The 26,873-nt window shown below is 67.4% G+C and carries 22 protein-coding genes and 2 pseudogenes; 13 read left to right on the forward strand and 11 right to left on the reverse strand.

Features of this window, described 5'->3' with window-relative positions:
• Positions 1-156: 156 nt before the first annotated feature.
• On the reverse strand, positions 157-1,263 hold the full coding sequence (locus OG219_RS00890) for an acyl-CoA dehydrogenase family protein (protein ID WP_266821810.1): 1,107 nt from the start codon (positions 1,261-1,263) through the stop codon (positions 157-159).
• 110 nt (positions 1,264-1,373) lie between these two features.
• On the opposite strand from OG219_RS00890, the gene OG219_RS00895 reads away from it, so the two are divergent.
• Positions 1,374-2,609 (forward strand): acyl-CoA dehydrogenase family protein, encoded by a 1,236-nt coding sequence (locus tag OG219_RS00895; RefSeq protein WP_266821812.1) that lies wholly within the window; start codon positions 1,374-1,376, stop codon positions 2,607-2,609.
• 23 nt (positions 2,610-2,632) lie between these two features.
• Positions 2,633-4,219, forward strand: a complete 1,587-nt coding sequence (locus tag OG219_RS00900) for an AMP-binding protein (protein WP_266821814.1) — start codon at positions 2,633-2,635, stop codon at positions 4,217-4,219.
• 233 nt (positions 4,220-4,452) lie between these two features.
• Here OG219_RS00900 and OG219_RS00905 read toward each other — a convergent pair whose 3' ends face one another.
• Positions 4,453-5,049 carry a TetR/AcrR family transcriptional regulator gene (locus OG219_RS00905; RefSeq protein WP_266821816.1) on the reverse strand — a complete coding sequence of 199 codons (597 nt, stop codon included), beginning with the start codon at positions 5,047-5,049 and terminating at the stop codon, positions 4,453-4,455.
• A 94-nt stretch (positions 5,050-5,143) separates the two neighbouring features.
• Here OG219_RS00905 and OG219_RS00910 point away from each other — a divergent pair, with 94 nt between their 5' ends.
• The 3 genes and pseudogenes from OG219_RS00910 to OG219_RS00920 all read left to right on the forward strand — a co-directional run.
• A complete protein-coding gene (locus OG219_RS00910) occupies positions 5,144-5,845 on the forward strand; it encodes an SDR family oxidoreductase (protein ID WP_266821819.1) in 702 nt (233 codons plus the stop codon).
• Between the two features lie 250 nt (positions 5,846-6,095).
• Entirely contained in the window at positions 6,096-7,064 is a 969-nt protein-coding gene (locus tag OG219_RS00915) for a patatin-like phospholipase family protein (RefSeq protein ID WP_266821821.1), read from the forward strand.
• 457 nt (positions 7,065-7,521) lie between these two features.
• Positions 7,522-7,737: pseudogene (locus OG219_RS00920) on the forward strand (adenylate/guanylate cyclase domain-containing protein); the annotation flags it as partial.
• A 159-nt stretch (positions 7,738-7,896) separates the two neighbouring features.
• Here OG219_RS00920 and OG219_RS00925 read toward each other — a convergent pair.
• The 4 genes from OG219_RS00925 to OG219_RS00940 all read right to left on the reverse strand — a co-directional run bounded on the left by OG219_RS00925 (position 7,897) and on the right by OG219_RS00940 (position 11,564).
• The gene (locus tag OG219_RS00925; RefSeq protein ID WP_266821823.1) at positions 7,897-8,712 is read right to left on the reverse strand and encodes an SMP-30/gluconolactonase/LRE family protein; all 816 of its coding nucleotides are present in this window, start codon (positions 8,710-8,712) and stop codon (positions 7,897-7,899) included.
• 225 nt (positions 8,713-8,937) lie between these two features.
• Positions 8,938-9,657, reverse strand: a complete 720-nt coding sequence (locus OG219_RS00930; RefSeq protein ID WP_266821825.1) for a hypothetical protein — start codon at positions 9,655-9,657, stop codon at positions 8,938-8,940.
• A gap of 94 nt (positions 9,658-9,751) precedes the next feature.
• Positions 9,752-10,654: an MBL fold metallo-hydrolase gene (locus OG219_RS00935; RefSeq protein ID WP_266821827.1), complete on the reverse strand. Its 903-nt coding sequence runs from the start codon at positions 10,652-10,654 to the stop codon at positions 9,752-9,754.
• A 58-nt stretch (positions 10,655-10,712) separates the two neighbouring features.
• Entirely contained in the window at positions 10,713-11,564 is an 852-nt protein-coding gene (locus OG219_RS00940; RefSeq protein ID WP_266821829.1) for an alpha/beta fold hydrolase, read from the reverse strand.
• A gap of 185 nt (positions 11,565-11,749) precedes the next feature.
• Here OG219_RS00940 and OG219_RS00945 point away from each other — a divergent pair, with 185 nt between their 5' ends.
• Positions 11,750-12,361 carry a TetR/AcrR family transcriptional regulator gene (locus OG219_RS00945; protein WP_266821831.1) on the forward strand — a complete coding sequence of 204 codons (612 nt, stop codon included), beginning with the start codon at positions 11,750-11,752 and terminating at the stop codon, positions 12,359-12,361.
• Between the two features lie 173 nt (positions 12,362-12,534).
• Here OG219_RS00945 and OG219_RS00950 read toward each other — a convergent pair whose 3' ends face one another.
• On the reverse strand, positions 12,535-13,140 hold the full coding sequence (locus OG219_RS00950) for a TetR/AcrR family transcriptional regulator (protein ID WP_266821833.1): 606 nt from the start codon (positions 13,138-13,140) through the stop codon (positions 12,535-12,537).
• 175 nt (positions 13,141-13,315) lie between these two features.
• Here OG219_RS00950 and OG219_RS00955 point away from each other — a divergent pair, with 175 nt between their 5' ends.
• The 4 genes from OG219_RS00955 (at position 13,316) to OG219_RS00970 (ending at position 19,154) form a co-directional block, all read left to right on the forward strand.
• Positions 13,316-13,726: a nuclear transport factor 2 family protein gene (locus tag OG219_RS00955; RefSeq protein WP_266821835.1), complete on the forward strand. Its 411-nt coding sequence runs from the start codon at positions 13,316-13,318 to the stop codon at positions 13,724-13,726.
• Positions 13,727-14,169: 443 nt separating this feature from the next.
• Complete coding sequence (locus OG219_RS00960; protein ID WP_266821837.1) at positions 14,170-14,457, forward strand: flavin reductase family protein; 288 nt, start codon at positions 14,170-14,172, stop codon at positions 14,455-14,457.
• A gap of 43 nt (positions 14,458-14,500) precedes the next feature.
• Positions 14,501-17,095 carry an AAA family ATPase gene (locus OG219_RS00965; RefSeq protein ID WP_266821839.1) on the forward strand — a complete coding sequence of 865 codons (2,595 nt, stop codon included), beginning with the start codon at positions 14,501-14,503 and terminating at the stop codon, positions 17,093-17,095.
• A 499-nt stretch (positions 17,096-17,594) separates the two neighbouring features.
• Positions 17,595-19,154: a GMC family oxidoreductase gene (locus OG219_RS00970; protein WP_266821841.1), complete on the forward strand. Its 1,560-nt coding sequence runs from the start codon at positions 17,595-17,597 to the stop codon at positions 19,152-19,154.
• 229 nt (positions 19,155-19,383) lie between these two features.
• Here OG219_RS00970 and OG219_RS00975 read toward each other — a convergent pair whose 3' ends face one another.
• On the reverse strand, positions 19,384-19,875 hold the full coding sequence (locus OG219_RS00975) for a nucleotidyltransferase domain-containing protein (RefSeq protein ID WP_266835958.1): 492 nt from the start codon (positions 19,873-19,875) through the stop codon (positions 19,384-19,386).
• A gap of 630 nt (positions 19,876-20,505) precedes the next feature.
• On the reverse strand, positions 20,506-20,643 hold the full coding sequence (locus OG219_RS48225) for a transposase (protein WP_353962404.1): 138 nt from the start codon (positions 20,641-20,643) through the stop codon (positions 20,506-20,508).
• A gap of 455 nt (positions 20,644-21,098) precedes the next feature.
• Here OG219_RS48225 and OG219_RS00980 point away from each other — a divergent pair, with 455 nt between their 5' ends.
• Entirely contained in the window at positions 21,099-21,512 is a 414-nt protein-coding gene (locus tag OG219_RS00980) for a DUF6069 family protein (protein ID WP_266821843.1), read from the forward strand.
• 580 nt (positions 21,513-22,092) lie between these two features.
• Here OG219_RS00980 and OG219_RS00985 read toward each other — a convergent pair.
• On the reverse strand, positions 22,093-22,257 hold the full coding sequence (locus OG219_RS00985; protein ID WP_266821845.1) for a hypothetical protein: 165 nt from the start codon (positions 22,255-22,257) through the stop codon (positions 22,093-22,095).
• A 233-nt stretch (positions 22,258-22,490) separates the two neighbouring features.
• On the opposite strand from OG219_RS00985, the gene OG219_RS00990 reads away from it, so the two are divergent.
• Both OG219_RS00990 and OG219_RS00995 read left to right on the forward strand, forming a co-directional pair.
• The gene (locus tag OG219_RS00990; RefSeq protein WP_266821847.1) at positions 22,491-23,036 is read left to right on the forward strand and encodes a DoxX family protein; all 546 of its coding nucleotides are present in this window, start codon (positions 22,491-22,493) and stop codon (positions 23,034-23,036) included.
• Between the two features lie 268 nt (positions 23,037-23,304).
• Positions 23,305-23,542, forward strand: a pseudogene (locus OG219_RS00995) (DDE-type integrase/transposase/recombinase); the annotation flags it as partial.
• 212 nt (positions 23,543-23,754) lie between these two features.
• Here the strand turns inward: OG219_RS00995 and OG219_RS01000 are convergent.
• The gene (locus OG219_RS01000; protein ID WP_323183250.1) at positions 23,755-26,691 is read right to left on the reverse strand and encodes a LuxR C-terminal-related transcriptional regulator; all 2,937 of its coding nucleotides are present in this window, start codon (positions 26,689-26,691) and stop codon (positions 23,755-23,757) included.
• Positions 26,692-26,873: the final 182 nt, after the last annotated feature.

The following is a 26,873-nucleotide window of genomic DNA, read 5'->3' on the forward strand; positions in this document are numbered from 1 at the left end:
GCCTCCTCAATCAGTAGTGAGATCCCGGTATAGAGGGGTCTGAACAGGAAAGTTGTACAGATAGTCCTTTGAGTCGATGGCGCGTTGTGGTGCTGACAGGATGCTGGCGCAGCCCAAGGGCCGACCGCTGTGGGACGACGGCCCGTCAGGCACACATCAGGACCGGTTGGACGATCCGAGAAGACGGTCGGCGAGTACGTCGAACCGGTGGGCCGGCGAGCCGAGCAGTGACCGCCGGGCACGGGCGCGTCTGAGCAGTACGTGAGACCGGTGCTCCCAGGTGAAGCCGATGCCGCCATGGGTCTGCAGGCCGTCGGCCGTCACTGCCTCGACCGCGTCGGCCGCCGCCGCGAGCGCGGTACGTGCTGCCACGTCGGCGTCCGTGTCCTCGGTGTCGAGGGCGTGGGCGGCCGCCTGGACGAGCATCCGGGCGGCGTCGAGCTGGACGGACCGGTCCGCGAGTACGTGCTTGATGGCCTGGAACGATCCGATCGGCCTGCCGAACTGCCTGCGCTGCCCGGCGTACTCCACGGCGCCCTCCAGGGAGCGTCGACCGGTACCGATGAGCTCGGCCGACAGCACGGTGAGCATGCGGGCGATCATGTGCGCGCTGAGCGGACCGAGCGGTAGGGCCCTCGCGCCGGTCAGTCGCAGGCTCGCCATCGGTTCGGTGACGTCGAGCGAGTCCACTGGGGTCCGCTCGGTGGTCGGTTCGGCGAGTTCCACGAGCACCGGCCGCGGTCGGGCGCCGGCATCGTCGGCGAAAGCAAGCAGCAGGTCGGCGTCGAGGCCGAACGGCACCGCCGCCAGCACGCCGTCCACCGTCATGCCGGTCAAGCTCAGTGAGCCCGCGCGGCGGCCGGGCACCATGTCGGCCGGGAAAGTCTCCCAGGCAGGTACGGCGATGACGGAACCGTCCACGACCCCCGTCAGCGCGGACCGGATGGCGGGACTTTCGGGGCGCTCGGCCAGTACGGCGGCGACGGCCGCGGTGGCGGTGAAGGGAAGGACCGGCAGGGCCGACCCCACCTGCTCGGCCACGACACACAAGTCCGCAATCCCGCCGCCCGAGCCGCCCCGCCGCTCGGGCACGCCCAGGCCGAGCAGTCCGAGTTCGGCGAGCGAGGCCTGCAGCTCACGGTCAAGGGTCTGAGGGATCGCGTCCCATGGCGGAGGAAGGACGTTGTTGCGAGCGTGGGCGGCGAGCAACCGCTGCGCGGTACGGCCCAGTTCGAGCTGTTCGTCGGTTGGCGCGAAGCGCATCGGGGTCCTCCTCACCTCGGGGGGAAATCCATGGCGCCCAGCATTGACTAGTCAGTCTATCTACGCAACTGTTCTGGTCATTCGCCTACAGAAGACACCAGGAGGTCTTGGTGGAACCCCAAGGCAGCGAGCCGGCCGCGGCCTTCCGCGCCTCGGTCCAGGCATTCGTGGCGGACTTGGTCCCGCCGGACTGGCGGGGGATCGGCGCCCTCGATGCGATCGAGCGCGAGACGTTCCAACACAAGACGCGGGCCGCGCTCGCCGCGCGCGGCTGGGTAGCCCCGGCGTGGCCGCAGGAGTACGGCGGCGCCGGCCTCGGACCGGCCGAACTGGCCGTCGTCATCGAGGAGCTCACCGCAGCCGGCGTCCCTTCCGGCTCGGACAACGACGAGTTCGGCATCACCATGCTGGGCAACACCATGCTGCGCTGGAGCGACCCGGCCCTCCTGCGCCGGTTTCTCCCGAGGATCGCCTCCGGCGAGTACGTATTCGCACAGGGCTTCTCCGAGCCGGGCGCCGGATCGGACCTGGCCTCGCTCTCCCTGCGGGCCGAACCGCGCGGCGCGCAGTGGGTACTGAACGGGCAGAAGCTGTGGTCCTCCGGCGCGCACAGGGCGAACTGGGCGTTCGTCCTGGCGCGGACCAACCCCGACGCCCCGGCGCACCGCGGTATCAGCATGCTCCTGGTTCCCTTGGACCAGCGCGGCATCGACATCCGCCCGATCCGCAACCTCAACGGCGAGGCGGACTTCAACGAGATCTTCTTCGACGACGCGACAACAGAACTCGGCTTGGTCGTGGGAGAGGTCGACCGCGGCTGGGCTGTGGCGATGACGCTGCTGGGCTTCGAGCGCGGCGCCACCGCGCTCAAGGCGCCGATCCGCTTCCGCAACGAACTGGACCGGCTGATCGAGCTGGTCCGCGAGCGCGATCTGCACCACGACCCCGACATCCGACGCCGGATCGCCTGGTGCCACGTTCAAGTCGAGCAACTGCGCTGCCATGGCCTGCGCACCGCCGCCACGCTGATCGCAGGCGAGGAACCCGGGCCCGCCGCCGCCGCGTTCAAGCTGCTCTGGAGCCAGTACCACCAGCGGGCCACCGAGCTGGCCGTGGACGTCCTCGGCCTGGACGCGCTGACGCCCGCCGGCCGGCCCTCGCCGAACTGGTTCCACACCGACGACCCCGGCGCGCCGAACTCGTCCGCGTCCTGGACCAGCGTCTACCTCAACGCCCTCGCCGGCACGATCTACGCCGGCTCCTCCGAGATCCAACGCGGCATCGTCGGGGAGCTGGTGCTCGGCCTGCCGAAGGAGCCCCGACCCGCGCCCACGTCCGCACGCTGACTGCCCAGAGCCGAGGAGTACCGATGATCATCCGCAGTCCCTACCCGGACATCATCATCCCGGAGGTCTCCCTGCCGGAGTTCCTGTTCGCCCAGCTCGGCCCCGAGGACGCCGACCGCCCTGCCGTCATCGGCACCTCCCATCACGGGTACACCTACGGGCAGCTGACCGCCGCCGTCGGCCGGGTCGCGGCCGGCTTGGCCGAGCGCGGTCTGGGCCGCGGCGACGTGGCCGCCGTCTTCTCCCCCAACTGCCCCGACTACCCAGCGGTCTTCCATGGCGTACTGAGCGCCGGCGCAGTCTGCTCACCGGCCAACGCGCTCTGCACGCCGGCCGAACTGGCCCATCAGCTGCGCGATTCCGGCGCCCGGGTGCTGTTCTCGTCTGCCGACACCCTGGACCGGGCGCGCGCCGCGGTGGCCGAGGACAAGGTCCGGGTGGAGGAGATCATCGTGCTCGGCCCGGCCCAGGTCACGCCCGGCCCGGTTCGTGAAACCGGCTTCGACGAGCTCCTGGCGAGCACCGCCCCGGCCCCAAGGGTTGCACTCGGCGGGGATGACCTTGCCGCGCTGCCCTACTCCTCGGGCACCACTGGCCTGCCCAAGGGTGTCATGCTCACCCACCGCAACCTGGTGGCCAGTGTGCTGCAGACCCAACCGCTCAACCTCCTGGGTCCCGACTCTCGGGTGCTCGCCGTGCTGCCGCTGTTCCACATCTACGGCATCACGGGCCTCATGAACGGCACCTTGTACCAGCGAGCCCGGATCGTCACCATGCCGCGGTTCGACCTCTTGAGGTTCCTGGCCACGGTCGAAGAGCACCGAATCGACCACCTCTACATCGTGCCTCCCATTGCCCTGGCCCTGCTCAGCTGTCCCCAGCTGGATGAGTACGACCTCAGCAGCGTCAAGCTGATCATGAGCGCGGCCGCCCCGCTGGACCGCGACCTGGCGCAGGCGCTCGCGAAACGGCTGGACGCTGTCGTGGTCCAGGGTTATGGCCTGACCGAGTCGAGTCCCACCACTCACGGCATCCCCGTGGCACGGCCCGACCTCGACCGGGGATCGGTCGGCATGCTGATGCCCAACCTTCAGGCCCGGGTGGTGGACCCCGTCACCGGAGAAGACACCGCGCCCGGAGGTCGGGGCGAGCTGTGGTGCCGCGGCCCCAACATCATGCGCGGCTACCTCAACAACCCCGAGGCGACCGCGGCCACCGTCGACGCCGACGGCTTCCTGCACACCGGCGACATGGTGACCGTTGACGCCGACGGCGTCTTCCACGTCGTGGACCGGCTCAAGGAGCTGATCAAGTACCGGGGACACCAAGTCGCCCCCGCCGAGCTGGAGGCCCTGCTGCTCACGCACGGCGGGATCGCCGACGCCGCGGTGGTGGGGGTGCACCACGAGGGAGAGGAAGTACCCAAGGCGTTCGTCGTGCGCCGTGACACCCACCCCGGCCTGGATGCCGACGAGGTCCAGGCGTTCGTCGCAGCCCGGGTCGCGCCGTACAAGAAGGTCCGGCTGGTCGAGTTTCTTGACCAGATCCCGAAGTCCCCGGCCGGCAAGATCCTACGCAAGGACCTGCGTCGACGAGAGCCGGTGGTCTGATGCGCAGCGAAGGGCCTGGGGAATGGGCCGATGCCCTGCCCCCTCGACGCCGCAGACGATGCTGTCGCGAACCGGGCCGGCCGACGGAATCGCCTCCCTCCACCGCGGAGACTTCCTCACCAGAGTCACCGCGGACCACGCCGGTGCGGACGAGGAGGTGCCGCAGACGGGCCGCGGACGCTCGACGGCCCCCGGCGGCACCTCGTGTCCGCGATGCCGCGGCGGCCAGGCTCTTACCGCAGGCCCGCCGCGTCCAACAGCGTGGTCGCTGTGGTGACCGCCAAGCCCCGCAGGGGCTGAGCCTGTACGACAGCACTTACGCTGGATCCGTCGAAGACGACAGTGAGTTGGCTCGCGAGCTGATTCGGGTCCGGGGCGCCCGCCCGCAGAGCCTCCTCATGGAAATAGTTGGTGAGCCCGTCCTTGAAACGCCGAGCCACCGCGCTGGCCGGGTGCTCGGGGTCCTTCAGTTCGACTGCGGTGGCCACCAGCGGGCAGCCCCGGTAGGTCGGTGAGCCGGACAGCGCCTCCAACTGCTCGAAGACGTGCAGGATGCGGGCGCGCGGCGCGCGGTCGTCGTTGCGCGGGCTCAGCGCCTCCCAGTAGGTCAGCGCCGCGCGTTCCAGGCTCGCGGCCAGGACTTCGTCCTTGCTGGTGAACAGCTGATACATCGACCGCTTGGACACTCCGGCCGCCCGGCACAGCGCCTCGACTCCCGCATGAACGCCCTCTTGGTAGAAGAGCAGCGCTGCGGCGTCCAGCAGCCGCTCGCGGGGTGCGACAGCCGCCGCGGGCGGCGCAGCGGTCAGGGCGGGGGAACTCACGGTCATACCGGCCAGAGTACGTCGCTGGCTTGCTCATGGAAACCGATCGGTTTACCGTGGGCTGAAACCGATCGGTTTTCAATGTGTGAGGAGTAGGTCCATGACCGCAATCGCAGGCTCGACCGTCCTGGTCACCGGCGGCAGCCGAGGGATAGGCAAGGCACTGGTCGAGGACCTGTACACGCGGGGTGCCAAGAAGGTGTACGCCACCGCCCGCGATCCGAGGACCGTCACCCACCCCGACGCCGTCCCGCTGGCGCTTGAGGTCACCGACCCGGCTTCGGTGGCCGCCGCCGCGGCGGCCGCGCCGGACGTCACGATCCTGGTCAACAACGCGGGCACGGCCGTCGCCGCCTCCTACTTGACGTCGCCGATCGAGGACACGCGCCGCGATTTCGAGACCAACTTCTACGGACCGCTGCTCGCCACCAGGGCCTTTGTCCCGATCATCGAGGCCAACGGCGGCGGCCACCTGCTCAACGTGCACTCGGTTGTGTCCTGGATCGCCCTCGGCGGCTCCTACAGCGCGTCCAAGGCCGCGTTCTGGTCTCAGTCCAACTCGTTGCGCCTGGACCTCAAGCCCCGCAGCATCAATGTCACCGGTCTACACGTCGGCTTCGTCGACACCGACCTGGCCGCCCACATCGATGCCCCCAAGTCCTCCCCTGCAAGCGTCGCCGCGCTGGCCCTGGACGGGGTCGAAGCCGACGCCTATGAGGTACTGGCCGACGAGATGACCCGCCAGGTCAAGGCCGGCCTGTCCGGTGACCTCGGCGCGCTCTACCCTCAACTCGCACGCTGATCTCCAGGCGTTCGCCGAGGAGACCACCGCCCCTGGCACCGTCGCCCGGATGACCGAACTGAGCCCTGGCTGGGCGAACCGCCGCACCCTGTGGCACTCGGCCGAGGCCGCCATCGCCAGCAAGACCTGCCCGTAGCAGCCGAGCGATACCGGGGCGACGCCAACCCCGCGCCGCCTCGGCCCTGCACACAGATTCCACCCCCGAGCCGCCCCTGGAGCCTTGACCGCGATGAACTCCACACCTGCTGCGATGCCAGAGTCCGAGGGGCCACACCAGGTCTGGCGTGTGCTCACCGAGCGCGCGCAGGCCGACAGCCGTCCGGGCGCACGCGCCGACGGACACCGCGTCGCGCTGGCCATCGAGGGCGGCGGGATGCGCGGCATCATCGCCGGCGGAATGGCGCTGGCGCTGCACGAACTCGGCCTGACCAACGGCTTCGACGCCGTCTACGGCGCCTCTGCCGGCGCCGCGTCCGGAGCGTGGCTGCTGAGCAGCAGCCCGCAGTCGCTCCGCTTCTGGGCAGATCCCCGCTACGCCAGAACGGCGATCCGGCACTCCAACCCTCTGCGCGGGCGACCGCTCGTAGACCTGTACACCTTCTACGAAGTGCTCTACCGATACGGCGACCAGGACTTCGCGCCGATGGACTTTGCCTCGATCCTGGCCAGCGATGTCGAATACCACCCGCTGGCCACCGACGCCGCTACCGGGCAGTCCACCGACCTGCAGCCCTTCATCGGCGACGCCGCGGAGTTCCGCCTGGCGCTGCGGGCCAGCGCTGCCCTGCCGCTCCTGGCCGGCGATCCCGTGATGCTGCGCGGGCGCCGGTTCTACGACGCGGGCGTCTCCGAATCCGTGCCCTACCGGACCGCGCTGTCCCAGGGCGCGACTCATGTCCTGGTGCTGCGATCCCGGCGTGCGATCGACGCGGCGCGCCCTTCGCGCTCTGCCCCGGTCATCGCCAGGACTCTGCTGCGCCGTGAGTCCGCAGCCTTGCGCCAAGTGTTCGTCGACCGCCAAGCGCGCCTGGCCGAAGACGACGCCTACTTGGCGCACCACCCGGCGATCGTCTCAGTCCGCCCTGCCCCGGGCACACCGCCTGTCGGCCGCCTGGCCCGCCAGGGCGACCTCCTCGAGACCGCACTGGAAGCTGGGCGCGCCGCCGTTCACGAGGCCCACAGCCACCTGCACGACGCCCCGACAGCCGACGACCACTGACTCCTCCTGAGACTCCCCCGGGCTCCGACGACCTCTGGAATTCGCCCCCCGGGGGCAGAGCAGAACCTCCAACCGCAGGCAGTCAGCCACGGCCGTATCCACATGCCAGCGCCCCAGGCGGCCATGTCGGCGGACCGGACTTCCTTCAGCGGAGTCGCCGACAGGCAGCTGCCGTTCCGACCCAGCGCTGCCGGTGCGCGCACCCTCGCCTCAGGGCCTGGCACATTCCCATCACCCAGACCGGCGATCCGATCATCAGAGAAGGCTCCCTGGTCGATCGTGCGACGTTCAGTCGAGCTCTTCGCGGAAGCCGAGCCCGGGGCGCACACCACAGGTGACGCACTGCCCGATCCCATGTAGGGCTTACCCGTCGTCAGGCGACGGAGTTCTCGCTGAAGTCGATGGAGTTCAGGACTGGTTCTGCCAGAACCTGCCCGTCCTGAAGAACGGGCACGACGTGCCGGTCGACGGGACCTTCGCGGAGGAACTGGTCCGCACCGGCGACATGCCCGCCTCCGAGGCGGAGGCCGCCGCAGCAGCGACCGCAGCGGAGTAGGAGGGCGAGGAACCGCCCTCCTACCGTTTCGCCCTCCAGCCGATGTGGCAGCGCCCGGTGCGCGGCCTCGGCGTGGTCGAACCATGCCTGCTCGCCCGCCGCGACACCGAGTCCTAGGCGCCGAGTCCGGGCTCGTTGTCCCAGCCGGCGGTCGCGAGGTGGTCAATCACGCCGGATCGAACCCTTGCCCCCATCCCCGTTCGGCGTGGAGATGGCCGACGGCCCGGCCGGCAGCCTCTGGGGGAGGCAAGGCGCGGCCGGGTCGTCGTCTCTCTTCTAGTGGTGGTGTGTGCGGTGGAAGTTGGCAGTGAGGATGTTGGGCTTTCCGTCCTCGATGACGAAGGCGGCGCTGAGGACGTAGAGCTTGTTGCCGCGCAAGGCGAGCGAGGTCGGCCCTCGCAGGCCGTCTTCGCCGGTGAGGATGGTCGAGTGGCTGCCGTTCTCGGGGTGGATCAGGGCGACCTCATTGGCGGCGTTGAGAGTGCCTACGACGTCGTCGGTGTCGCCGACGAACTCGAAGTCGTCCAACGACGTGAGCCCCGACGCCTTGGTCTGCGCCGGACCTGCGCTGCCGTCCGGCGTGACCGGCACGCGAAGCAGCCGCCCCTGGTCGAGGTTCGACACCCACACCGCGCCGTTGTGCAGCTTGAGACCATTGACGCCGAGCAGGCCGCTCGGTTCGTAGTCCGCGCCGGAGGCCCAGGCGGTGGGGGTTCCGCCGGTGATGGGGGCGCGCCAGATGATTCCGCGGGTGGAGTCGGCGATGTAGAGCCGGCCGGTGCGCTCGTCCAGTGCCATGCCGTTGGGGAAGCTTGCGGTGCTGAGCGGGATGATGCGCTGAGGCTTGCCGCCGGGCCGGATGCGCCAGATGCCCGTGAGGGAGTCGTCGCCGGCCGCGTATCTGACGTACAGGGTGCCGTCGTCGGTGCGCACCAGTCCGGTGGCGAGGCTGAAGCCGAGCGACGGGGTGTTGACGCCACCGTCGGCGGGCTGCGGGAGGGAGGCCAGCAGTCGTCGGTGGCCGCCCGGTGACACCTCCTCTATTTGTGCGGATTGGGCCAGGACAACGTTCAGCTTGCCGTTGGGGGTCACGACCACGTTCTCCGGCTGCTGCCCAGACCCACGGTCGTACTCGACGAGGATGCGGGGATGGGAGGCGGGGAAGGTGGCGGCGGCCGGTTAGATGGTGAGGGACAGAGCCGCCAACCCGGCGATGGCCGCCGAAAGAAGCGTCCGTCTTACGTTCGAAACGCGCATGGTCATTGCTCCTTGGCCAGTCCCCGGAGGGACGTCAGGGTGAAGTCGGGCTTGCTTGCGTCAGTCGACGGAGATCTCGGTGAGGTCAATGGAGATCAGGACCGGTTCCTTGAGCGCGCGTCCGTCTTCTGGGGCGGGCACGACGTACCGGTGGGTGGGGAAGACCAGTCCCGATGCCGTGATGTGCTGTTCGGTGAAGTGCGCGGCGCTGGGGCGGCCGAGTACGTCGGGCGCGTAGTCGTGGCGTCGCAGGAGGCCGTCGCTGTCGTAGGAGAAGACCTGTTCCGTGTTGTGCGTGGCGATGTCGTCGGGGAAGGTGGCGCGGAGCCGTCGCCAGGTCGTACCGTCCGTCTGCCACGGCTCCACCTCCTCCAGCACGACGCCGGGGCGGGTGAGCAGGTACGGGGCCGTGAGGTAGTTCCACATCGCGTAGCCCGCGAAGTACAGCGCGTGGAGCTCGTCCCAGGGAGTGTCCGGGCCGTGGCTGGCGAAGGCCTCGCGGGGAGCGGTGCGTTCGGCTACGACTTCGCCGTCCCGCTTCTCGATCGTGACGTGGTCGGGGGTGAACACCCCACGCAGTTCCGGGCTGGTGAAACCCTGGTAGACCAGGTGCTGTCGCTGTACGTCGACGGTCATGTCGGCCTTGGCGAAGATCCCCTCCTGGCCACGCATGGGCCACAGCAGCCCGCCCAGGGAGCCCTTGGCGCGGATGGTCTGAGCCTCTTGCCAGCGGGGGAGGCCGCCGTGGGCCTCGAGAACGAGATTCAGCAGGTCGCTCATGCGACGCCGTCCATTCGTGGGGAGTTGTGTTGCGGGTGGGCCCCGGCCTGTCGGCTTGCTGCCGACAGGCCGGTAGGCCGACAAGCCGGCCGGGCTACTGCCGCCAGGCCGCGACGAGGTTCTGTACGGGGTCGCCGCCTTCGCGTGCGAGGTAGAGGGCGCGGGAGCTGACCCAGAGGACGGTCGTGCCGATGTGTTCCGGGTAGCGGTCGAGCAGCGTCTGGAAGAACGCCTCCGGGGTGTCGTGCGTGGCGAGCGCGGCCTCGGCGTCGTCGAGGTAGCGGCGGGTCTCGGTGAGGAGGCGCGGGGCGTCGTCGTCGAGGTTCTTGTTCTGGTGGCTGGCCACGATGTGGCGTGGTGCCAGCGCGGCGACGGTGTCGATGGCCTGGCGCCAGGGGCCGAAGTCGCCGTCGGCGGACTCGCCGAGGTAGACGTGGACGCCGTTGTAGATGGCGTCGCCGGCGACCACGAGGTCCAGGTCCGGCACGTGCACGACCGCGCTGTCGTCGCTGTCCGCGTGTCCCACTTCCACGAGGCTGACGTCGTGGCCTTCGAGGGTGAGGCGGTTGCCGGGAGCCGCGACGGCCGTGACGGGTGACGGGGGGATCTGGCCGGGCCACAGGACGTCCCAGAGGACCTCCCGGGCGTACACGTTGTTGTGCATCTGTGCGATGGCGCCTGCGGTGGCGATCACCTGGGCGCCGAAGCGTTCGGCCAGTACCCCGGCGGTGAACCAGTGGTCACCGTGGCCGTGGGTGACGACGATGTGTGTCAGGCGCTTCCCGCTCGCCTGGACCCAGTCTCCGACCGCTTGTGCCTGGTCGAGGGTGAGCGGCGGGTCGACGAGCACGGCGTCCTGTGTGCCGTGGATCAGGGTGACCGCGATGGGCTGGAAGGTGCGGGGTTCTGCGTTCGGGAGCATTCCGGGACCGGCCATGGGCAGCGGGTCCGCGACGAACACGTCATAACCGAGGCCGGAGTTGGTGTTGGTGGACATGGGGGTCTCCTGTCAATCACTGCATGTGGTCTGGTGGTTGATGTTGTCGTCGGGCTGTTCATGCACGGTCGAGGAACTCCTTGACGTCACCCGCGAACTCCTCGTGGTGCTGGAAGAGGAAGCCGTGTGCCGCGTCCGGGTAGATCTTGATCTCCGCGTCGGGGATGAGCCCGGCGAGCAGGTGGGAGTAGCGGGGGAGGATCATCGGGTCGCTGTCGCCGCCCGCGACGAACACGGGTACCTGGATCGCGGTCACCCGCTGAAGGAGCGCGACGTTGGGGATTCCCCAGGCGGTGACCGCGTCGTACTGCGCCTGGCGCGTCTGCCAGCTGGTGGGCGTGTCGAACTCGGCCCGGGTGAACATGCGTTGCATGGCCTGCTCGCCGGCGGAACGGCTCCCGGCCGAGCGGGTGTAGAAGACGTCGAGCACGAGGGAGGGAACGACCTCCGGGCCGCCCACCGAGTCGATGACCCACTTCGCCCACCCGTGCATACCGGGTGCGCCCTGGGGTGCCGCCGAGGCGAGCACGAGGCGCCGTACCAGCGAGGGCCGGATCAGCGCGATCTCCTGGGCCACGAAGGAGCCCAGGGAGAAGCCGAGGATGTCGGCCTGCGCCAGGTCCAGGGCGTCGAGGAAGGCGATGGCCTCCAGCGCCATCTGCGCGACCGTGCTGGGCGTGGTGCCGCTGGACCCGCCGACGCCGGTGTTGTCGAAGGCGATGACGCGCCGGCCCTCGGTCAGGGCATCGGCCAGGGCGGGATCCCAGTAGTCGAGGTTGCCCCGGAAGTGCATGAGCAGAACCAGCGGCACCCCGCCCTCGTCACCGTCGCCGACCTCTCGGTACGCGTACTCGATGCCGTTGCCGGCGGACACCGTCTTGACGGGTGCCTGTGCGTAGAGCTGAGTCATCGGACTCTCCCTTCGGGGTCGGCCCCGCACGGGCCGGGATGGATGCTCCGGCGCACGGAAACCGCTGGTCGGCCACTGAGCGCCATCGATGTCCTGCGACCGATGTATAGCGATCGCTTTACTTCGATGACGCTGAAGCTACTCCCTCCCTCGACGGATGTAAAGCGGTCGCTATACTTGCGGGTATGGAGACTGAGGCAACGACCACTGGGGCCGCCCGCGGCGGACGCGGCGCCCGGGAGCGCATCCTGCGGGCGGCCGGGGAGCTCTTCTACGCGCGCGGTATCCACGCGACCGGCGTGGCAGCGCTGATGGAGGCCGCGCATGTGTCGCCGCGAACCTTCTATGTGCACTTCCCGACCAAGAACGCGCTGGTGGAGGAGTACCTGCGCCGGTTCGAGAAAGAGACGCCAGTCCTCGCCGAGACGGAGCTGGAACGCACCGATCTGACACCGGTACAGCGACTGCTGGCGATCTTCGCCCCGATCGACGGGGGCCCGGCGGCGGTCATCCGCGGCTGCCCGTTCCACAACGCCGTCGTCGACAGCGCCGGAGAACTGCCCGAGATCGCCCATCTCGCGCAGCGGCACAAGAAGGCCTTCCGCGACCGCCTCGTGGCCACCGCCGCGGAGGCCGGAGCGGCCGACCCGGAGGCCCTGGGCCGGCAACTGGCCGTGCTCTACGAGGGCGCCAACGCGCTCGCCGCCTCCTGCGACGACCCGGAAGCCTTCACGGACGCTCGGCGTGCGGCCGAGACACTGCTAGACCTGGCCCTGAACGCTACGGCCCCAAGGTGAGACTTCCGGCATCCACGACAGCACGGAGCGATGTTCGCGCACGCCAAGCAGTACCCGTCGACCGGCTCGTTTCAGGCACACTCGGCGCCACGCCAGGAAGAGCTACAGTCCAGTGGTCGCCGGGACCCAAGGCCTTCAACCCCGCCGGCAGCCACCGCGCGAACCGTTCCCGATCAGCGCCGGGGCCAACATTTCATGGCGAGCCGGCCCACAGCCTGCAAGGTCTTCACTGAGCCTCCGTCTCGAGCCTGGATCGCCATGCCGCGCAGCACGGTCGCGAAGTAGATGCCGAGCACGTCCGCGTCGGTATCCACCGGAAGGTCTCCTTCGTGGATGCCACGGCGGATACGGTTCGCCAGCGTGCGATCCACCTGACCGCGAGCCTCAGCAGCGAACCGGCCGACCGACTCCAGGTCCGGCGAAATCTGGGTGGCTGCCAGTGAAACCAGGCAGCCCCTCGGGTGATCATCGGCGGCGAACGCCACGGCAGCCGCCTGCAGCATGGCTTCGAACGCGGCGAACGCGTCAGTCCCGACGTCGAGCGCGTCGGAGATCCACTCGACCGAATCATTCAGATAGTGGGAAACCGCCTCCTGGAACAGCTGCTCCTTCGAACCAAAGGCATTCTGAAGACTGGACGAGCTAATTTCGAGCGCCGCCGTCAGCGCGGCATAGGACGTCCCCTCATATCCGCGCTCCCAGAACAGCACCATCGCCCGGTCGATCGCCGCTGCGCGGTTGAAGGCGGGCGGCCTGCCCCGGCGTACAACGTCCGGCATCGCGGCTCCCTCGGAAGACGACCCACAAACTTTCTGGCGTGGTTGGACCATAATAGCGCACCGTTTGCTACAGTCGAATTCTGGTGCGATCACACCAGAAAACGTGAACGCCATAGCCACCAGTCTGCCGGGGCTCACTAGCGCCGCTCGGCAGGACACACACGGAAGGTGCACCATGAGCACAACACCGCAGCAGAACAAGGACGTTGTCCTCAAGGCTTTCGACGCGCTCTTCAACAAGCGTGACTTCACTTCGGCTGAGCAGTACTGGTCCGCCGAGTACGTGCAGCACAGCGCCCACATCGGGCCCGGGCGCCAGGGACTGTTCGATCTCGTGCAGTCCCTTCCCGGCACCCTGCGGTACGAGAACCAGACCGTCGTGGCCGAGGGAGACTACGTGATGCTCTACGGCCGGTTCAGCGGCAACGGCAGCCCCAGGTCTCTGATCACCACCGACGTCGTACGCATGCAGGACGGCAAGCTCGCCGAACACTGGGACGTCTGGCAGGACGAAGTCACCCGTGGCGAATCGAGCAGCGGGCTGCCCATGTTCGGCGACCTCTTCCCGCACGAGCCGCAGCCCTAACGCAGCCGCGTGGCTTCAAGTCGTGGCACTGGACCGCCACCGAGCCCGGCCCGGCAGTCGGTTGGGCGGCGCTGCCCCAGGCCGAGCACCCTGTGGCTCGCCTCATGGGCACCGTTTACTCCGAAAGACAGGTCGCCGCCGAACTGAGGGTGTCCGCAAAGCCCCGTTGACCGGATCACACCGATGACCACGCCGGTGACCACCTAGACAGCGCACCCCCGGCGCGCCCCACACCACCTCACCTGTTCACGTGATGTGGAGGAAAGCAATGTGGTGATGACCTTGCCACAGCCTCACGACGGCAGGCCCGCGCAACATCAGCAACCAAAGCGGAGGTTGACCGTGAACCATCGACGCGAAACACCACAGTCGGTTCGCGGACTCACCGCTACAGTCCGGCCCGCGACGACATACCTCATCGCGTGTGCCGCTCTGGGACGCGCATGCATGTCCGCTTCGCTATGGCCGTCACCTACGACGGCGAGGACAGCCCACGGGGCGCCGCCATGAACTCCTTCACGTCCGTGTCAGCCGAGGCTCCACTGGTGCTGATCCGCGTCACTCACCGAGCCCGGCGTCACGACCGGCTCCCCCATCAGCCGACCAACCCACTCGCGTGGATCGAGTGCGATCCCGGCCGCTCGTACTACCGCGGCGACCACACCCTCGCCGTCGTCCAGGTCACCGACCTCAGGCACCGCGATGGTGAGAGCGGTGATGCCGATGGCTGACTCGAGACGCGGCTTGGCCGGTTTCTAAAGGGGTGTTGCAACTTTGGACCAGCTGCTCAACACGGGATTGCGCCGTCAGGACGGGTTCCCGCTGCGCGGCCGCCAGGACTTGATCTCGGTCGTGTCCAGAGTCCTGAAGTACTCCATGGGGACCGGTCAGTCCGCTGCCGTGGTACTGAGCGGCGAGGAAGGGATCGGCAAGACCGCACTGACCGACGCGGCCGCCCGTGAGGCCGCTCGCATCGGTTTCGCCGTAGGCCACGGCCGCAGTGACAGCGCTGTGCTTTCGTCGCAACTGCCGGCATTGGTCTGGGCGCTGCGGACGGGTCAACACCCGCTCGTCCCCGCCGAACTCTTCGCTGAACTCGCGTCCGTCTACGAACGTCCGCCGTGGCTGCTTGACCGGATCTCCGATCTGCTGGAGACCACTGCCACTCGCCAGCCTGTGCTGATGGCCCTTGAAGATGTCCACTGGGCTGACGAGCTGACCGCGGCCGCGCTGCGCGTGCTGCCGGAGCGTCTCATCGGGCATCGCGTCGTATGGCTTGTGTCCACTCGGGACACAGTGACCGGCCCGATGTCTCGTACCTTGGCGGAAATAACCCGGCAGCTCCCGTCGAAGACCATCGCTGTACCCCCCTTGCCTACCGACGCCATGCTCCAGATCGCCTGCGACCGGTTGGACGGCGATCCAGGGCCGGCACTGCGGGCGTTGCTTGAGGGCGCCGGTGGCAATCCGCTGATCGCGGTCGAACTGGCCGAGGCGGCCTACGGGCTCGATGCCGACACGGAGCCGCCTATACCCAAGCGCCTGGTGGCCAGGTCCGGCGAACAGCTGCGGTCGCTGCCGGAGGCCGCGGCGCGATTGGTGACCACGGGCTCCGTGCTCGGCACCTCATTCACCCCCGGCGCCGTCTCAGCTCTGCTGGACGGTCTGCCCGGCAAGACGGTCCTGCCCGAGCTGGCCGAGGTCACCCGCGTCGGCCTCCTCATCGACGACGGCGAGCGAATATCGTTCCGGAGCGAAGTTCAACGCCGCGCCATCTACGAGACACTTCCCCCCTCGATACGCGCGGCCTTGCACAGCAAAGCACTGCACGTCGCAGGCAGCGACCCCGTGGCATGTGCCCCGCACCTGCTCGCGGGCGCCCGGCCAGGCGACTTCGCGGCGGCCACGACACTCGTCGACGCCGCCGAGCGGACACGCGGAAGCGCGCCGAACGACGCGGCTCGATTGGTCACCAGGGCGATTGAGCTGGTCGGCCCAGAAGTTCCGGAGTGGACGGAACTCGCGGCGCGCGCGGTCGGCGTACTCGCCGAGACAGGCCACGACCGGGAGGCGATCGCGCTCACCGATCGCGTTATCGCGCGTGCTCCGGCGACCGCCGTCCTTGTACGTGCAGAAGTCTCGATCGCAATGCCTTTGTGGCGACTCGGGCTACTGGAAACGATGCGATCACGGGCATGGCAGATCCTGGGCAGCACGGATCTATCTGAACGGGACAGAGCGCGACTCATCGCCGTGGCAATGCTCGCCGACTCACGCTCCGGCGATGTTGAGACCGCGCGCGCGGCCGTGGACAAAGTGCTCGCGGATGCGCGGCGTGCCGGAGACGACGAGGGCGAGAGGCTGGCACGGTGGGCCTCGGCCGAGGTCGCCGGCCTCGAAGGCCGCTACCCGGTCTCCGGTGACCTGCTCGGCTGCTCAGCGGATCTCGAATCAGCATGGAAGTCGGCGCAGGCCAAGCTGGCCGCCCTGCCCGAGGATCGATTGGCGGCCGGGAACCTGCGTGTACGACTGGCCTGGATCGCCTTCCTGCGGGGGGACCTGCGGGCACTGGAGAAGCAGGTCCGCCTGGCGCAGCGGCTGCCGCTCGATGAGGATCCGGCTTGGCCGACAGCGCTGCTGATGCTCCAGACGGTACTGGCGGTCGCCCGTGAGGACAGTCGGGCCGTCGACCTCGCCCGGCAGGTCGATCAAGACGGCGCTGTCCACCGGACGCGGTGGTTGCCGGAATGGCAGATGTTGGTGGCCCGTGTGGCGCGCGCTTCCGGAGACAGCCCCTTGACCCGGAGGAGCGTGTCGATGGCCAGAACGTTTGCCGAGCGCAACAGCGGACTGGCTGTGCCTGCGGCGGTCCACGCCCACATCACCGGCCTCGCCACGAACGATCTCGTCGAACTGCGTCAGGCGGTCGACACGTTACGGCCCGTCGACAGGCCGCTCTTGCTGGCCACGGCGCTGGCTGACTATGGCGAGGCACTCCTAGGTGCGGGCAGTCGCGCCGAGGGGTTGGCGGCGCTGGATCAGGCGGCGGGGCTCTACCACGAGCTCGGTGCCCAGGGAGAGCTGCGCCGGCTGTATCCGGTGGTGCGCGCTGCGGGTGCGCGGCGCCGCTGGGCACCCGCCACGCATCGTCCGGAGACGGGCTGGGGCGCGCTGACCGGTGCCGAGCGGCGCGTGGCTGACCTCGTCGCCGACGGGCACAGCAACAAGTCCGCGGCCACCGAGCTGTTCCTCTCCCCCAACACCGTCGCCACCCACCTGCGGGCCGTGTTCGGAAAACTGGGCATCAGTTCCCGGCTGCAGTTGGCCAGGCTTGTCACCGCTCAGCGCGAACGATCTCACCTGGATTGATGAGAGACGGCCGCCGGTGCAAGAGCCCACACTGCCGCATCCGACGAAAGGACACCGCGCGTGCAGTGCCAGATCTGATAGCGCGGTCGTGACGCGACGTCCGCAGCAGTCGAGCAGGGAGACGGGACCGTTCCAGCGGCCTGACCTGTGCATTCCGCGCCCGACAGGCCGGTCTGCCTGTGCCATGTGCGTTCGACGCCTTCCAGAGCGGCCACAGGCAGAGCCCGAGACTCTCCGGGCGATCGGCCGCGGGCGCTGACCCCCGCGCGCGATTGCTGCGAGCCAGCCCGGTGATCTCCTGTCCGAGCTCTCACCGGCGCCTCGCGGTCAATCGCATCGACGTACATGTGCGTGGGCGGCTCGCTGCGACGGTGTAAAGGGCGGCCGGCGAACCCGCCATAGTTGAATCTGGTGATCTTGGCGCGACGACTTGCGGCAGCCACTCGTTTCACCACGATCAACGAGGTCCCGTGGGACGCTCTCGTGGCATCGTCGCCACATGCTTGTGGACGGAAACCAGACCACCCCCGGCGACCTGCCGGAGACCTTCGATTACATCGTGATAGGCGCTGGCTCGGCCGGGTGCGCCGTCGCGGCACGCCTGCTCGAGCACGAAGACGTGCGGGTACTGCTGCTGGAAGCCGGTGATGCCGTCGACGGCGACGACGTCCTGACCACACCCACGCGGTGGGTCGAGAACCTCGGCTCCCGGCGGGACTGGCAGTACCAGTACGACACCGAACCCCACCTGGACGGACGGACCCTGCCGCTACCGCAAGGCAAGGCACTGGGCGGCTCAAGCAGCATCAACGGGCTCATCTGGATGCGCGGCGACCGCGCGGTCTACGACGAATGGGCAGCTGCGGGGAACGCGGGGTGGGACTACGAATCCGTGCTGCCACTGTTCCGGCGAAGCGAGGACTGGGAGGACGGCCCGAGTCCCCTGCACGGAACCGGCGGACCGATCCGAGTGGAGCGCGCCCGGGATCTACACCCGGTAGCGGCCGGGCTCATCGACGCCGCCCGCGCGCTGGATCTGCCGTATCTCGACGATCTGAACGTGCCGTCGCCGTCGGGGGCGGGGCCGCTGACCTTGAACGTGCGTGACGGCCGCCGGGTTTCCTCGTGGACCGGATACCTGCAGGACAAGGCCGACGACGAGCGGCTCACGGTCGTCACCGCGGCTCAGGTGCGCAAGCTCGTCACGGTGAGCGACCGGTGCGTCGGTGCCGACGTCACCATCGCAGGCCGCTCGTGGTCACCCCGCGCGGCGTGCGAAGTCGTTGTCTCGGCCGGAGCGATCGGGTCACCAGCCCTGCTGCTGCGATCCGGCATCGGGCCAGTCCGACAACTCGAACAAGCGGGGATCGAGATCGTTGCCGACCTGCCGGGAGTCGGAAAGAACCTGCAGGATCACCCGATCGTCGCCGGACTGTGCCTCGCTCCTGGAGGAGCACTGCCACCGCCGAACAACAATCTCGAGGGAGCGAGCGTCGTGTGGCGCAGCCGTAGCGGCCTCCCGACTGCGGACGTGATGATCCTCGCCGTGCAGATTCCCTACTTCTCCCGGGAGATCGGCGAACAGTACGATGTTCCGCCCGACGCGGTGACGCTCCTGCCATGCCTGATGCGCCCCGCCAGTCGCGGCTCGGTCCAGCTCACGAGCGCCGAGGGACCGGTGCAGATTCGCGCCAACATGCTCGCCGAAACCGCAGACCTCGACGCACTCATCGCGGGCGTGCACCTGGCGCAGGATCTGGCAGCCACCAAGGAGTTCTCCTCGGTGGCGGGCACTTGGGCCGCGCCGACTCGCCCGATGACCCGCCGCGAGACCGAAGTGTTCGTGCGGCGCGCCACCATGCCCTATGTACACCCGGTCGGAACATGCGCGATGGGCGCCGGCGAGGACGCAGTCGTCGATCGCAGCCTTCGTGTCCGAGGAATCGCAGGGCTGAGGGTAGCGGACTCATCAGTAATGCCCTCGATCACCTCAGGTAACACCAACGCTCCCTCGACGATGATCGGGGAGTTCGCAGCTGCCCGAATCGGCGAGCAATGAGCGAGGAGAAGAAGCGCGTGGACGGAACTTTCGTCCACGCCACGTGTTCCCCGCTCCCTCACGGGCGCATCGAAACACCCATGCTCCTCTGAACAGGTGATCGAGAATGTGAGTGGCCCGCAGTCGTTGCCAACGAAACGATTGCGGGCGGCCGTTGACGCGATGATGGGGTCTTCTGAGGGGAGCGGCCTGATGCGTGTGTGAAAGAGCCTCGGCCCAACGACTTGGGTCAAAAGTGCGTGGCGATCCCAAAGACGCGGCGGAGCTGCGCCATGTCGTGCCGATCGCGTTCCAATGGTTCGTATCCCTGGTGGAAGTAGACCTGCTGCTCGGCGGACAAGCACGGGACGGGCGTCCCCTGGACGGTCCCCGTCACGAAGCACACGGAGGGATAGACGAAAGGACGCTGCAGATCGGGTGACGCCTGCACCGCTGAACCGTCGTCGGAGAAGACCAGCGGATGAAGGTCAATCTCTCGCCCGTCGGGGGCCGTCACGACGAATCGGATGGGCCTCCAGTCCAGGCTCTCCACGAAACCTTCCGCCAAGAGGGCCGCCAACGCAGCGGCTTCCTGGTCGTGCCGGTGCATCAAGTCCAGGTCGCGATGGTCCCGGGTCTGCTCACCGAGCAGAGCATCGATCCCCCATCCTCCACCGACCCAGACATCCACCTTCGCCCGCCGCAACAGGGCCAGGACAAACAACACGTCATCGGCCTTCATCACCCGATGCAGGCTAGAAGCGCCCGCCTCGGGCAGCGAATGATTTCCCTTTGGGCCCGACAGGACAGGCTCTTGTCGAAGAGAGCCCGTTGTGATCGTCAGTCGGAGTGCTGCTCGGCCCCTGGCTCGGGTCTGGGCGAGGTGGAAGGAGTCGGTGTCGGTCTCGATGATGCACCCACCGCAAGCACCCGGGTGATGTCCAAACTCATCGATACCGCTGCCCCATGAGACCAGGTGGTGTCGTCGCTCACCGACAGGCGGTGTCACTACCCACGCACACAGCCACGGTCGCCGAGATGTTCTGAGCTGTCTGCGGGTGATGCGGGAGCGAGCTTGAGGAAGGCCTCGGGTCGCTGCTGCATCACACAGGGTCAGCAAACGATGGGAGGCCTCGGTTGCCCCGTCGCGGGGGTACTCACGCGCGTATGTCGGTCCTGTGTTCTGAGCCGATGCGTGAGCGTCGGAAGCCGTGCAATCAGGCAGGACATGCCTCTTGAGTAGCCAGCGGTGGGGCCAAGGCAAGTGCGTGTAGAGGTTCCGCGCAGGGCGATCGTCGGATCGATGCCACGAGCCTGGGCCTGATTGCGGTAGATGTCGTGTCACGGTCGCGGTCCTGCAGAGCGAGTCGGACTACCCGGCCCGCCGGCGCCGCCGCTGATCCTGATGCCATTCCTCGGACAAGAACAGCTCCCACCCCAATGGGCAGGGCGCGGTGGCTCGAGCGGTACGCATGCTGACGGCGACCTGCCAGTTCGCCCGCCTGTGCAACGCACCCGCAGCACTGGCCGGCCACCCTCACCGATGCCCGCCGGGAACCTGGAGAACGACACGTAGCCCCCACGGCGAGTGGTCACGAACTGCTGCAGATCCTGCATGTTGCCGTCCGGCAGGCGCTCGGCCGTCGACTGGATCGACTTACACCGACTATCCAGCGTCAAACCTCGCACACAACACCCGCCCCACCACCGCTGATTCGGCCACGGCAACGTGCCGAACACATCAGCAACGATCCATGGCAATTCACCCTGGAACCGGTTCCCTCAGTCTCATAGCGCGGACAACGCTCACCAGGTGAGATCACCCAGCGTAACGAAGCACTACTAGCCACCAAGACCTTGAACACTCAAGCCACTCGATGCAAGATGATGCTTGAGCTTTCAAACAATCAGGCGTACCCGGCAGCCTCCCGCTGCATCCGCCGCCTTCGCTCCATTGGAGTCACCATGTCCACACCCCCCAAGACAACCACCACCCGCCCCGGCCCACTCGTCGTGGTGGGAGGCGTTCTGGCCGCCGTCGTACTGTCATCTCTACTGAACGCAGTGATCGCCGTACTGGCACACGCGGTGGGCGCGCCGGACGATTTCGAGCCGCTGGACCCGGGCTCGTACATCTTCCTGACGGCGGTCGGCGTGACGGTCGGCGCGATCGGCTGGGCCATAGTCCGCAAGGCGTCCGGCAACTCGGCGGGGGTGTTCCGGTGGCTCGTCCCCGTCGTCGTGATGGTGTCGTTCGTGCCCGACTTCCTGCTCTTTGACGCTGGTGGCGTGACCGGCGTCGTCGCCCTGCTGCTGATGCACGTCACAGTCGCGGTGATCGCGGTGACGGCGTACCGGAAGGTCCTGCCGCTGGACTGACGAGCTCGTGCATTGCGAGGCATCGGGGACGTCGGCAGGGCACTCTGTTCGCATCCGCCGTGTCGGCATCGGCGCCAGGTACCCCCGACGAGAGAGCAGGCTGGCGACGGCCTGGACGATGTTCCTCATATGCTCGCGGCGGCCGAGCCGACGGGCCAGCGACCGCCAGTTCGTAAGGTGCGCGATGCCATGCTCGACCCGGATGCGGCAAGAGGGGCGAGCCCTGCGTCGCAGCTCGTGCATCTCCTCGCACCAGTCGGGCGCGTCCTTCTTGACCCTGCGGTGCGGTGCAGCCACCGCCCGTCCGCCGGTCTGTGCACTGAGCGTTTGATAGCCGGCATCGGTGAGAATCTCCACCGGTCGGGCTGCACAGCGACACACGGCCGTCCTCGTCCGTGACCCACATGGCCTTGACGGCGTTCTGCTTTGTTCTTGCCGGAGATGAACTTCTCCCGGTCCTCGTGTCGGGCGGTCGGCCGTCCCACCCAGATCTCGGTGCCGTCAACAGTCGCGGCCGATCCGAGGTGCCCTACAACCTCGACCAGGTTCGTAGCCGGCCTCCGCGACCGACGGTTCACCTTCACTCGGCGAGCAGCGGCCGCAGCTCGCCGATGGCCCGGGTGATGGTGGAGCGATCCACGCCGAACCAGCAGACCAGCACGTCGTGAGTGGCCGTGGCGGAGATGAACGAGGGTGGCCAGCAGTCGGTCGACGAACACCAAGCGCGCTTCGCGCCAGCACCCACTGCCCGCTTCCGCAGCCGGTACTCAAGCCTCGCTTGGTGTCGCACGCGCCACAACAGGTCTACCTCCGCGAAGAGTTCAGCGATCACACCGGTCGGCAGGCCGGTGAACCTTCGATGGCGGAGATGACTCAACCCACCTGCCCACCCACCTGATTGTTGAACTCTCACACTTCTCACAGGTAGGCTGCGAGAGCTTGAACTTTCAAAGACATTGCTCGTGACAGGAGGCTGTTATGACGTCCACGTCTAATTCCCTGCGCTCCACCGCCCAGTCCGACTCCGCCCCTCCGCCGCTGCCTGCCTATGACCTCGGCCTGCTGATCGTCCGCCTGACTCTCGGCATCACCGCCGCAGCCCACGGCAGCCAGAAGCTGTTCGGCTGGTTCGGCGGCGGAGGCCTGGACGGCACCGGACAGTTCTTCACCATGAGCGGCTACCCCTCCGGGAAGACGATGGCCGTGATAGCAGGACTCAGCGAGACGCTCGGAGGCCTGGGCCTCGTACTCGGTCTCATCACCCCGTTGGCCGGGGCCGCCGTGGTCGGCGTGATGATCAACGCCATCGCTGTTAAGTGGGGCGGCGGCTTCTTCGCACCTGATGGCATCGAGTACGAGCTCCTCTTCGCAGTTACGGCCGCCGGCCTGGCGTTCACCGGCCCCGGACGACTCGCCGTCGACCGTCACCTGCCCGTCCTGCGCGCCCACCGCGTCGGATACGGCGTTGCAGCGGTCGTCCTCGCCGTAGTGATCGCCAGCCTGGTCCTGCTCATCAGGAACTGAACCGCACCGACCCGCCACACAAACCCGCGGATCGGCCCCCTGGTCGACCGCCGGTAGTCACGCGGCTGTCCATCCCACGCCATCTCCGGCCAAGGAAGTCTCCCTCTGGCAGTGGACACCCTGGACGCTGGGCCCATGAGGCTCCAGAGATCAGGAGTTTCCGTTGGGGACCTACAAGTACTCGGCTGAGCTCCGAGTCGACGCCCTCGCGCTGTACCGCGCCAGTCCGGGGCGTCCGCCCCCGACGCTGCCGAGGGCCCCCGCCTTCCTGCAGCGCGAGTTCACCGCCGGTGAACCGAACACCAAGCACGTCGGCGACAGCACCTACCTGCCCGTCGACGCCGACCAATTCAGTTACCTGGCCGCGGTGTTCGACCTCCATTCGAAGCGCCTGGCAGGCTGGGCGATCGCCGACCATGCGCGCACCGATCTGATCACCGACGCCCTCGAAGCCGCCGCCCACACTCGCGGCGGCGTTCCACAGCGACAACGGCGCGAGGCCGGCCTGGCGGTCCTCCGCTGGATTACCCTCTACAACACACCAGGACAAGGCATTCAGCGATCGGCCAGGTCAGCCAGATCGCCCCTGAACAGCGGGCAACTACGCCGGCCACTGCCGCAGAGCAAACAGTGTCCACGGCTCAGACGGAAGTCCCTCACTACGACTTCCTCGGCTTCGCTGTACGAGCGAGGCGCACAACGTCCCCTCAGAACGTCGCTAGTTTCGCCTCGCACCAAGGCTGTCTTCCGGCGTGGCATTCGCCCGCACGATCTCATCGTGATACTGGATGCTCAGCTGGACTCGGGAACGAACCTGAAGCTTGGCAAAGATGGACCGGGCATGAGTGCCAACTGTGTTCGGGGAAACCCCTAGCCGGCTGGCGATCTGCTTGTTCGAGTATCCCGAGCCCATGAGTTGGGCAACCGTGTGCTCAGCTTCGGTCAACGTCAGCCACCTAGATGCGGGCTCACTCTCCTCAGTGACCCGTCCAGCATGCCGGCAGCCGACCTGGTACATCATCTGCTGGACGCGCAACATCGATCCAATCGCGTCGGCCTGCCGATATGCCTGCCAAGCCTTGTCCAATTGCGCAATCGCGTCAGACTGCTCCTGCTCAGAAAGCAAATGCTTGCCCAGGTCCTCCCGCGCACCGGCCAAGAGAAGCGGACGGGGTCCTGTCGCCAAGACGTCGACTGCGCGGCGGAGCAGGGCACCATCTCGTCGAATCAGACCTTTGATGTGCCACGCGGTCCCCTGAAAGCTGGTCACACCGGGATTTCTAGCCGCGCCGATCTCGGCCAGCAACTGCACGCGTTCGAGAAACGCCGTGTCTTCGTCAGCGACGCCGATCCCGGCCAGGATGGGCAGCCAGCCCGGCTTCCAAGGCCAGGGATCGCGCTCGGTGTGGGCGGTACGCATCAGAGGCGACAACAACCGGATCGCGGCGCTCGGCTCGCCTTCGGCAGCGCTCAACCAGCTACGAGTCAGCAGCACCAAAGACGGGTGCATGTGCTCGTCCGCGGTAACTTCGCTCCCGTTGACGGCGAGTTCGTTCCGAGCGACTTCCAACCGTCCTCGGTTCAAGGCGACCATGCTTACAACCGATGCTGCTTCGAGCTCGTACAATCGCAAGCCGTTTTCGCGTGCCAGGGCGAGCAGCGTACGGGCTCCAGTCTCGGCTTCGTTGAGACGACCCAGGTCGTAGTCCTGCCAGATCTGCGCGTGCATCAGTACAGGAGCCAATGATGCGGAATGTTCGGCAGACTCACTCCGGGCGTGCCTCAGCAGCGTCTCAGCGTCACGGTAGCGATCCAGGTGTTGCAGCGCCATGACCTCCTGAGCGAAAGAGTTTGGCGGGGCCTCGACCTGCAACTGCCGGATGTACGACAAAGATCCAACGTGATCGGCACTATTACGAGCAACCTCGGCGAGGGCCTGCAACGCGGTGACGCGGGCTTCGTAGTCCTTGAGTCGCCGGGCCTCTCGCAGAGCCGCTTCAGCCGACTTTCGCGTAACTCGGGCTCCCCGCAGCCGGGTCCCGAGGAGGGCCTGAAGGGCTCCCAGCCTAGCTCTCACAGCAACGGTGAGATCTGATCTGCTCAAGGCCGAGGCGCATCGCGCCGATGACAACTCCCAGCGGCCGGCCAGCCATAGAGCCTGGGCGAGCGCGAACTCGATTCGCCCTGACGTGTCTCCGGAATCCAGGTGCGCCAGGATCAGATCACCGACCGTGACTGCGTCCTCGCAGCGCTGTGCCATGCCGAGGATCCGAACACATCGCTCGCCGAGGGCTGGGTAAGTCCCATCACTGGGCCGCAAGGCACGAAACGCTGTTATCGCGAGTTCACCAGCAGCCTGTGGCTCTCTCGCCACCAGATCCGCTGCGGATTGCATGATGAGCGCCGCGCACTCCGTTTCACCAGGCTCGATACCCTCTTGAGCATGGGCAGCGACCAGCGCACTGTCGGCATCGGCTGCTGCTAGATGAGTCGCACACCGACGATGTAGAGCGCGGCGTGCCTGCTCAGCCAGGTCCGCGAGTACAGCTTCACGTATTAGTGGATATCGAAACGCAATTCTTCCGTTGCTTTGAAACAATACGCCGGCGTCGATTGCCTCGTCCAACACGCCAGCATTCTCACGGGGCGAGAATCCTGTCAGGTCCTGCACGTCGCGTGGCGACGCTGGGTGACTGAGAACGGCCAGGACTTGAATCGTTTCGACGACCTGCGGACTGAGCCTTAGCAACGTGCTGTGCAGCGCCCGCGCCACCGGCCGGGGAATGGATGCCTGCGCTGTCGTGGACGGCTCGCCACTCTCGTCGACTTTGCAGCGACTGCCGACCAGCGCGTCGATGACTTGCACGGCCAGGAAGGGACTGCCGTCCACACGCATCAAGAGTTCAACGGAAGTTTCCGGTGGTCGCACACCGAGTCTGTCGTGTGCTAAATCCAGAATTGCTCGGGACGAGAGAGGATGCAGGTCCAGTCGCTCGACAGCGATTTGGGCGGCTCGATAGTCGCGCAGGGTGCTCACGTCGTTCAGAACACTGTCGTGAACCGTGCGCCCCACAAGCAGCCAGATAATTGGGAATGACGCCAGTCGAAGTGGAAGATTTCGCAGGAGGAACCTGGTGATCTGGTCCGCTCGCTCCAAATCATCCAGCATCAGAAGGACCGGACCTGCCTCGGCGGCAGCTTCTAAGTGATTGGCAACCGACTCAAGGAGCATCAACGGTTCGCGTATCTGTGTGACCAGACCTGCCATCTCTTCGCTCGTGAGCAGGGGACGAGAAGCGTGGCGCATCGAAAAAAGGAGCGGAATCCCTGGCGACAGATGCCCGATTGCATCAGCGCTGGCTACGCCGGTTCGGAAGTGCATCGCATCCGCCGCAGCGACGATTCTCTGAGCCAGGGCCGACTTACCCAAGCCCGGATCGCCGGTAATGATCAGGACTTGGCCACGACCGCACCGTGAAGTCGCACGGAGCATGTGCAAGGCCGTCGTCATCTCTTCCGTGCGACCTCGCAGAATATTGGAAGCAACGACACGTCGTGTTGCGGGCGTCCTCAGCACGGACCGTTTCATGGGTTCTGGCATCGTCGAGCCGACTTGCTGTACGCCTCTCGTCGGACCGTTCGCTAGGCTGCCCATGGGTTTGCCTCCTCACAGAACTTACTACGGGATCGAACTGCGCCTAAGAATCGATCGCAGCCCCTCAGATTGCACGCGCAGCCCAAGGGAGGCGGTGGCGGGGCAATCACTATCGGCGTCAATTTCCTCGACTGGCGATGTGACTGCCACTGACTACTCCGATACACACGAGATGGGACTCT

Origin of the sequence: Streptomyces sp. NBC_00038 (assembly GCF_026343635.1) — a bacterium.
GTDB lineage: Bacteria > Actinomycetota > Actinomycetes > Streptomycetales > Streptomycetaceae > Streptomyces.